A 5,394-nucleotide genomic window follows, 5' to 3' on the forward strand; every position below is an offset into this window, starting at 1 on the left:
TTGTCGGCGCCGGTTGAACTTTGACCCACCCTGCCGTTTGAACTTTGACCCGGGGATGGAAGCCGGCATCGTGGATGCCGACTGTGCATAACTCTAGCGTCTTGCCTCCTTTCTTGCTTCTCTTTTGATGCCCCGGCCGCTCGATCGAAGAAGGCGCGAAGGGCGAAGCCCGTAGCGCCTTGTCCCTTCGTGCGGTTGATCAGGCGAGGTCTGCGGGCGGCGCGTTGGCCTCTTTGCGCTCCTGCTCGCGAGCCCGGATGCGCTTCTTTGTGTTGGCCGTGGCGTGCGTAATCCGGTAGCTCTCGTTCCCGGTCTCCACGATGTGGCAGTGATGCGTGAGCCGGTCCAGCAACGCGGTGGTCATCTTCGGATCCACGAACACACTGGACCACTCCGCGAAGTCCAGGTTGGTCGTCACCACCACGCTGGTGTGCTCGTAGAGCTTGGAGAGTAGGTGGAACAGCAACGCCCCGCCGGCCTGGCTGAACGGCAGATACCCCATCTCGTCGAGCACCACCGCGTCCAGGCGCAGCATGCTCGCCGCAATGCGACCTGCCTTGCCTTGGGCCTTCTCCTGCTCCAGCGCGTTGACCAGGTCGACTGTCGAGTAGAAGCGCACACGCTTGCCGTGCTGCGTGATGCCCGCCACGCCGATGGCGGTTGCGAGGTGGCTCTTGCCGGTGCCAGGCCCGCCCACCAGCACGACGTTGTGCGCTTCATCGGTGAAGCTCATATCGGCCAGTTGCAGCACCAGCTTGCGGTCCACCGGCGAGACCTCGAAGTCGAACCCGGCGAGGTCTCGGTGCACCGGGAACTTTGCCGCATTCAGCTGGTGGCTGACCGAGCGCGTGGCGCGCTCGGTCGTCTCGGCGCGCAACATCTGCTCGACGAGCCAGCGCGATCTCTCCAACTCGGCGTTGTTCTGCTCGATCAGATCGGCCCAAGTCCCGGCCATGCCGTGCAGACGCAGCGCCTTGAGTTCGGCAATGACGTCACGCATGGTCGGTCTCCTGGATGTCGCGCAGCCGGTCGTAGCGGGCCGTGTCGGCAATCGGCGGTGTCAGCACCTGCAGCGCCGTCTCCACATTGGCCGGCCGCGGCGCCGCGTTCAGACGCGCGAGCACGTTGATGACGTGCTCGACGCTCACGCGCCCCGAGGGCGGCGCGCCGTCCAACGCCAACTCCACGGCCACCAGCACCGCCTCCAGCCCCGCCGTCGGCACCAGAGCCAGCACCCGCGCCATCAGGCGGTCGCCTCCGGTCTCGCGCAACAGCGCGCGGCGCAGCCGTTGCAGCGCCTGCGGCAGGTCGGTGAACGGCGCCCCATTGCGCAACGCTCCCGGCTTCCTCTGGACCAGCGGGATGTAGTGCTGCCAGTCGTAGCGCGTCTTGCCCTTGTCCGTCAGCCGTTCGTGCTCGGCCACGAGGGCGTCGCCAGCCACCACCGTCACGCGCGTCGGGTACAGGTGCGTGCTGACCATCTGCCCGGCCAGTTCGCACGGCACCGAGTAGCGGTTGCGCGCCACCGACACCAGGCAGGTGCTGCTCACCCGGGCCACCTCCTCGACGTAGCCATCGAACGCGGCGGGCATCGGCATCAATTGCCCCCGCTCGTGCTCGAGCATCTCGGCGACGCTGAACTGCTTGTGCTCGGGATGCCGGACCTCTTGCCACAGCGCCCGGCAGCGCTCTCCCAGCCAGGCATTGAGCTCGTCGAAGCTGGCGAAGCGCCGCTCACGCGCGTCGATCCAGATGCGCCGCCGACTGTCCTGGACGTTCTTCTCCACCACGCCCTTCTCCCAGCCGGAGGCCACGTTGCAGAAGTCGGGGTCGTACAGGTAGTGTGCGCACATCACCGAGAAGCGCGCGTTGACCGTGCGGCCCTTGCCCTTGTGCACCTTGTCCACGGCGGTCTTCATGTTGTCGTAGTTTTGTGCCCAGGTGCGTTATGTGCCCAACCGGCCTGAGCGCCGCGCCAAGCCTTGCAGTTTCGTTGAGGATAGGCACATAAGGCGAGGCCCTGAGAGCGACGATCAATCTCCCTTCCCACCATAGATTGGAGGTTGTCATGTTGGAGCGCTATTTCGTTCGGCCGGCCACCGTTGATCGCATTCGGGCCAACGCCGCCGGGGCCTATATCGAGCACTACGTCGGCTGGCTGCGAGCGCAGGGCTATGCGGACCGCAATGTCTTCAAACGCGTGCCCATTCTTTGTCAGTTCGGCGAGTTCGCCAGTGCCCGAGGCGCGATCGACGGTCGGACCGCACTCGAACATGTTGAGCCATTCACGCAATACTGGCAGTCGATCCATGGCAAGTCGTGCAGGTCCGAAGCGGCGCGTGCGAAGGTTGCGTTCGACGCACGCAATCCGGTCCGTCAGATGCTCGAGCTGGCGCTGTACGGCGGCGTCGGACCGCATCGCCAACGCAAGCCGTTTCCGTTCCAAGCAGAGGTTCCGGGATTTGCCGGTTACCTGCGCGACGAACGCGGGTTGAAGGACGGCACCATCGAGCGGCACGCGTTCTACCTCAACGGCTTGAGTACATTCCTCGATCGTGCCTGCGTTGCTTCCCTGTCGTCGGTGTCGCCGCCGCTGCTTGCCGCGTTCCTCGTCGAGCGTTGCGCCGGGCTGGCGCGCACGAGTCGGCGCGACCTCTGCGGAACGCTGCGCATCTTTCTTCGGTACTGTTACCGCGAGAGGATCATCAAGCGCGATCTCAGCGCTGCGGTGGAGGTGCCGCGTCTACATCGCCTGGCCAATGTGCCGCGTGCCATCACATGGGATGAAGTCCGAGACATGCTCGGCTGTGTGGATCGGCGCTGCGCGTTGGGCCGGCGCGACTACGCGATGCTGTTGTTGCTGGTGACCTACGGTTTGCGGGGCAGCGAGGTGGCCCAGCTGACGCTGGAAGACATCGACTGGCAGGGCGAGAGGCTGAGCATTCCCCAGCGCAAGGCCGGTCACTGGTCAGCATATCCGCTGGCCGGCGTCGTGGCAGAGGCGATCATCGACTACCTGAAGAATGCGCGTCCCCAGACTGCCGATCGACACGTGTTCTTCCGGTCGATGGCGCCGTGGCGTCCGATCTCGAGCGCGGCTGTGTCGGCGGCTGCAGTGAGATACCTGCAGCGTGCCGGCGTACGAGTTCATCGAGCCGGCTCGCACACGCTGCGCCACACCTGTGTGCAACGTCTGGTCGATGCCGAGTTCTCGCTGAAGACGATCGGCGACTACGTCGGCCACCGCTCACCCCAATCGACCAAGATCTACACCAAGGTCGACCTTGCTGCACTTCGCGAAGTTGCCATGGGCAACGGGGAGGCCTTGTGAGCCGCCCCCGCGCCCAACTGCGCAGCCTGCTCGCCGGGCCGATCGGTGCCTTCCTGCAGTACAAGACAGCGCTCGGCCGCAAGTACAGAACCGAGGCCGCCGCGCTGCACCTGCTCGATGCCTACCTTGCCGACCAGCGCGTGGTCGCGTTGGATCAGATCGACTCTCGGCTGATCGAGACCTTCCTCGCTTCTCGTCCGCGCGAGCGTGCGCGCAGCTACAACCACCTCGTCGGTGCGACACGCCGGTTCTTCGATTGGGCGGCGACGCAGGGAGTGGTCGAGTGCAATCCGGTCAATGCCCGTCCTCGGCGCGTGAACGGCCAGCGCATCCCCTACCTGTTCAGCCTTGCCGATGCGCAGCGGCTGCTCGAGGCCGCTCGCAGCATGCGTACGCGACCGAAGGCACCGTATCGCGCACTCGTCTACGAGACGGTTTTCGCGCTGCTGTACGGGCTGGGCTTGCGGGTCGGCGAGGTCACCAGGCTGTTGGTGGGCGATGTCGATTTCGAGCGGGCGGCGCTGTCGGTGCGCGATACCAAGTTCTACAAGTCCCGGCTCGTGCCATTCGGCCCACGCATGGGCGAGCGCTTGGCGCACTACCTGGATCGGCGCTTCGGCCCGCAAGCCGATCCCGAAGCGCCGCTGTTTTCGTTCACCAGGCGCGGGGCTGTTCATGAGGGCACGATCAGCCTGACGTTTCACTCGCTGCTGCCGCAGCTCAAGCTGGACGTGCCGGCCGGTGTATGCGCCCCACGGCTGCACGATCTCAGGCACGCCTTCGCCGTCGGGACCTTGTTGCGCTGGTATCGCTCGGGAGTCGATCCGAACACGCGCTTGATCCGCCTGGCGACTTTCCTCGGTCATGCCGATCCGGCCTCCACCGCGGTGTACTTGACGATCACCGAAGAGCTGATGCGCGAGGCCGACCGACGATTCCGGGTGTTCGCGCCCGGAGGAGGCCGATCATGAGTACCGTCGGGCAAGTCCTGTTCAGCTTCTTCGAAGACCATCTCAAGGTTCAGAAGGGCCTACGACCCGGTTCAATCAAGAGCTACCGCGACACGATCAAGCTGTTTCTCGCCTTCGTTGCCCGCACCTGTCGCAAGCCGGTCACGCGGCTCAGCCTGACCGACCTGTCGTCGCAGAGGGTGCTCGAATTCCTGCAGATGATTGAGGATCAGCGCCACAACAAGCCGCAAACGCGCAACCAACGCCTGGCCGCGCTGCATACCTTCTACCGCTTCGTCGCCACGTATCACTGCGAGATGCTGGCCGAGGCCGAGCGCGTCGAGGCAATTCCGAACAAACGAACATCTCCCGCGCCTACGCGCTACCTGGAGCATGAGGAGATCGATCGACTGTTCCAGATGCTCGCTTCACGGGGTGGGCGAGCCCTGCGCGATCAAGCCTTGCTGCTGCTGCTCTACAACACAGGTGCTCGCGTCCAAGAGGTCGCCGATCTGCGTGTCGGCGATGTAGACCTTGACGGACCGCTGCGCGTGCGCCTACACGGCAAGGGCGACAAGTGGCGCGGCTGCCCTATCTGGCCTGAGACGGCTGCATTGCTCAAGCAGTTGGATACTGTTCAGAGTGGCGGCGCGCAGGCGGCGCTCTTCGTCTCGAGTCGGCGCCAGCCATTGACCCGCTTTGGCATCTACAAGCTCGTCAGGCGACATACGCAAGACCTCGTTCGAAGCGACGTGCATGAACAGGGCAAGACGATCTCACCGCATGTGTTTCGACACACGACCGCGGTCCGATTGCTGGAGGCCGGAGTCGAGGCCAACGTGATCCGCGGCTGGCTTGGCCATGTCAGTCTGGAGACGACCAATCGCTACGCTGAGATCACGATGCGAACCAAGCAGGCCGCGCTTGCGGCATGCATTCCTCCGACGACTTCGGCGGTATCCCGGACTCGCGTCGGATGGCGCCAAGACCAAGACCTGATGAAGTGGCTGCAATCGCTGTGAGAATTTTGTGCCCGGTGGCCGGTGACTCACCATCGCCGGCGCACTGCTCAGGCCGGTTGGGCACATAACGCACCTGGGCACAAAACTACGA

Annotated in this window: 4 protein-coding genes and 1 pseudogene; 3 read left to right on the forward strand and 2 right to left on the reverse strand. The window is 64.6% G+C overall.

Features of this window, described 5'->3' with window-relative positions; translation table 11 throughout:
* Positions 1 to 199: 199 nt before the first annotated feature.
* The gene (gene istB / locus AC1DYD_RS41035) at positions 200 to 1,000 is read right to left on the reverse strand and encodes an IS21-like element helper ATPase IstB (protein WP_478178436.1); all 801 of its coding nucleotides are present in this window, start codon (positions 998 to 1,000) and stop codon (positions 200 to 202) included.
* Positions 993 to 1,928: pseudogene (locus AC1DYD_RS41040) on the reverse strand (Mu transposase domain-containing protein); the annotation flags it as partial. The pseudogene AC1DYD_RS41040 and the gene istB, both read right to left, overlap by 8 nt.
* 140 nt (positions 1,929 to 2,068) lie before the next feature.
* Between AC1DYD_RS41040 and AC1DYD_RS41045 the strand changes: the two are divergent.
* From AC1DYD_RS41045 to AC1DYD_RS41055, 3 genes are read left to right on the forward strand one after another with little or no spacing between them, the layout of a single operon-like run.
* Positions 2,069 to 3,331, forward strand: coding sequence for a site-specific integrase (locus AC1DYD_RS41045; protein ID WP_478178437.1), 1,263 nt, complete (start codon positions 2,069 to 2,071; stop codon positions 3,329 to 3,331).
* Positions 3,328 to 4,302, forward strand: coding sequence for a tyrosine-type recombinase/integrase (locus AC1DYD_RS41050; RefSeq protein ID WP_478178438.1), 975 nt, complete (start codon positions 3,328 to 3,330; stop codon positions 4,300 to 4,302). The genes AC1DYD_RS41045 and AC1DYD_RS41050 overlap by 4 nt, the downstream gene beginning before the upstream one ends.
* Positions 4,299 to 5,303, forward strand: coding sequence for a tyrosine-type recombinase/integrase (locus AC1DYD_RS41055; RefSeq protein ID WP_478178439.1), 1,005 nt, complete (start codon positions 4,299 to 4,301; stop codon positions 5,301 to 5,303). The genes AC1DYD_RS41050 and AC1DYD_RS41055 overlap by 4 nt, the downstream gene beginning before the upstream one ends.
* The last annotated feature ends 91 nt before the right edge of the window (positions 5,304 to 5,394 follow it).

The sequence above is a fragment of the Variovorax sp. P4_B11 genome (assembly GCF_056402355.1).

Bases quoted from the DNA above. Each gene is read 5' to 3' on its own strand.
- AC1DYD_RS41055 (WP_478178439.1), top strand. From the start codon at position 4,299: ATGAGTACCGTCGGGCAAGTCCTGTTCAGCTTCTTCGAAGACCATCTC.
- AC1DYD_RS41045 (WP_478178437.1), top strand. From the start codon at position 2,069: ATGTTGGAGCGCTATTTCGTTCGGCCGGCCACCGTTGATCGCATTCGG.
- istB (WP_478178436.1), bottom strand. From the start codon at position 1,000: ATGCGTGACGTCATTGCCGAACTCAAGGCGCTGCGTCTGCACGGCATG.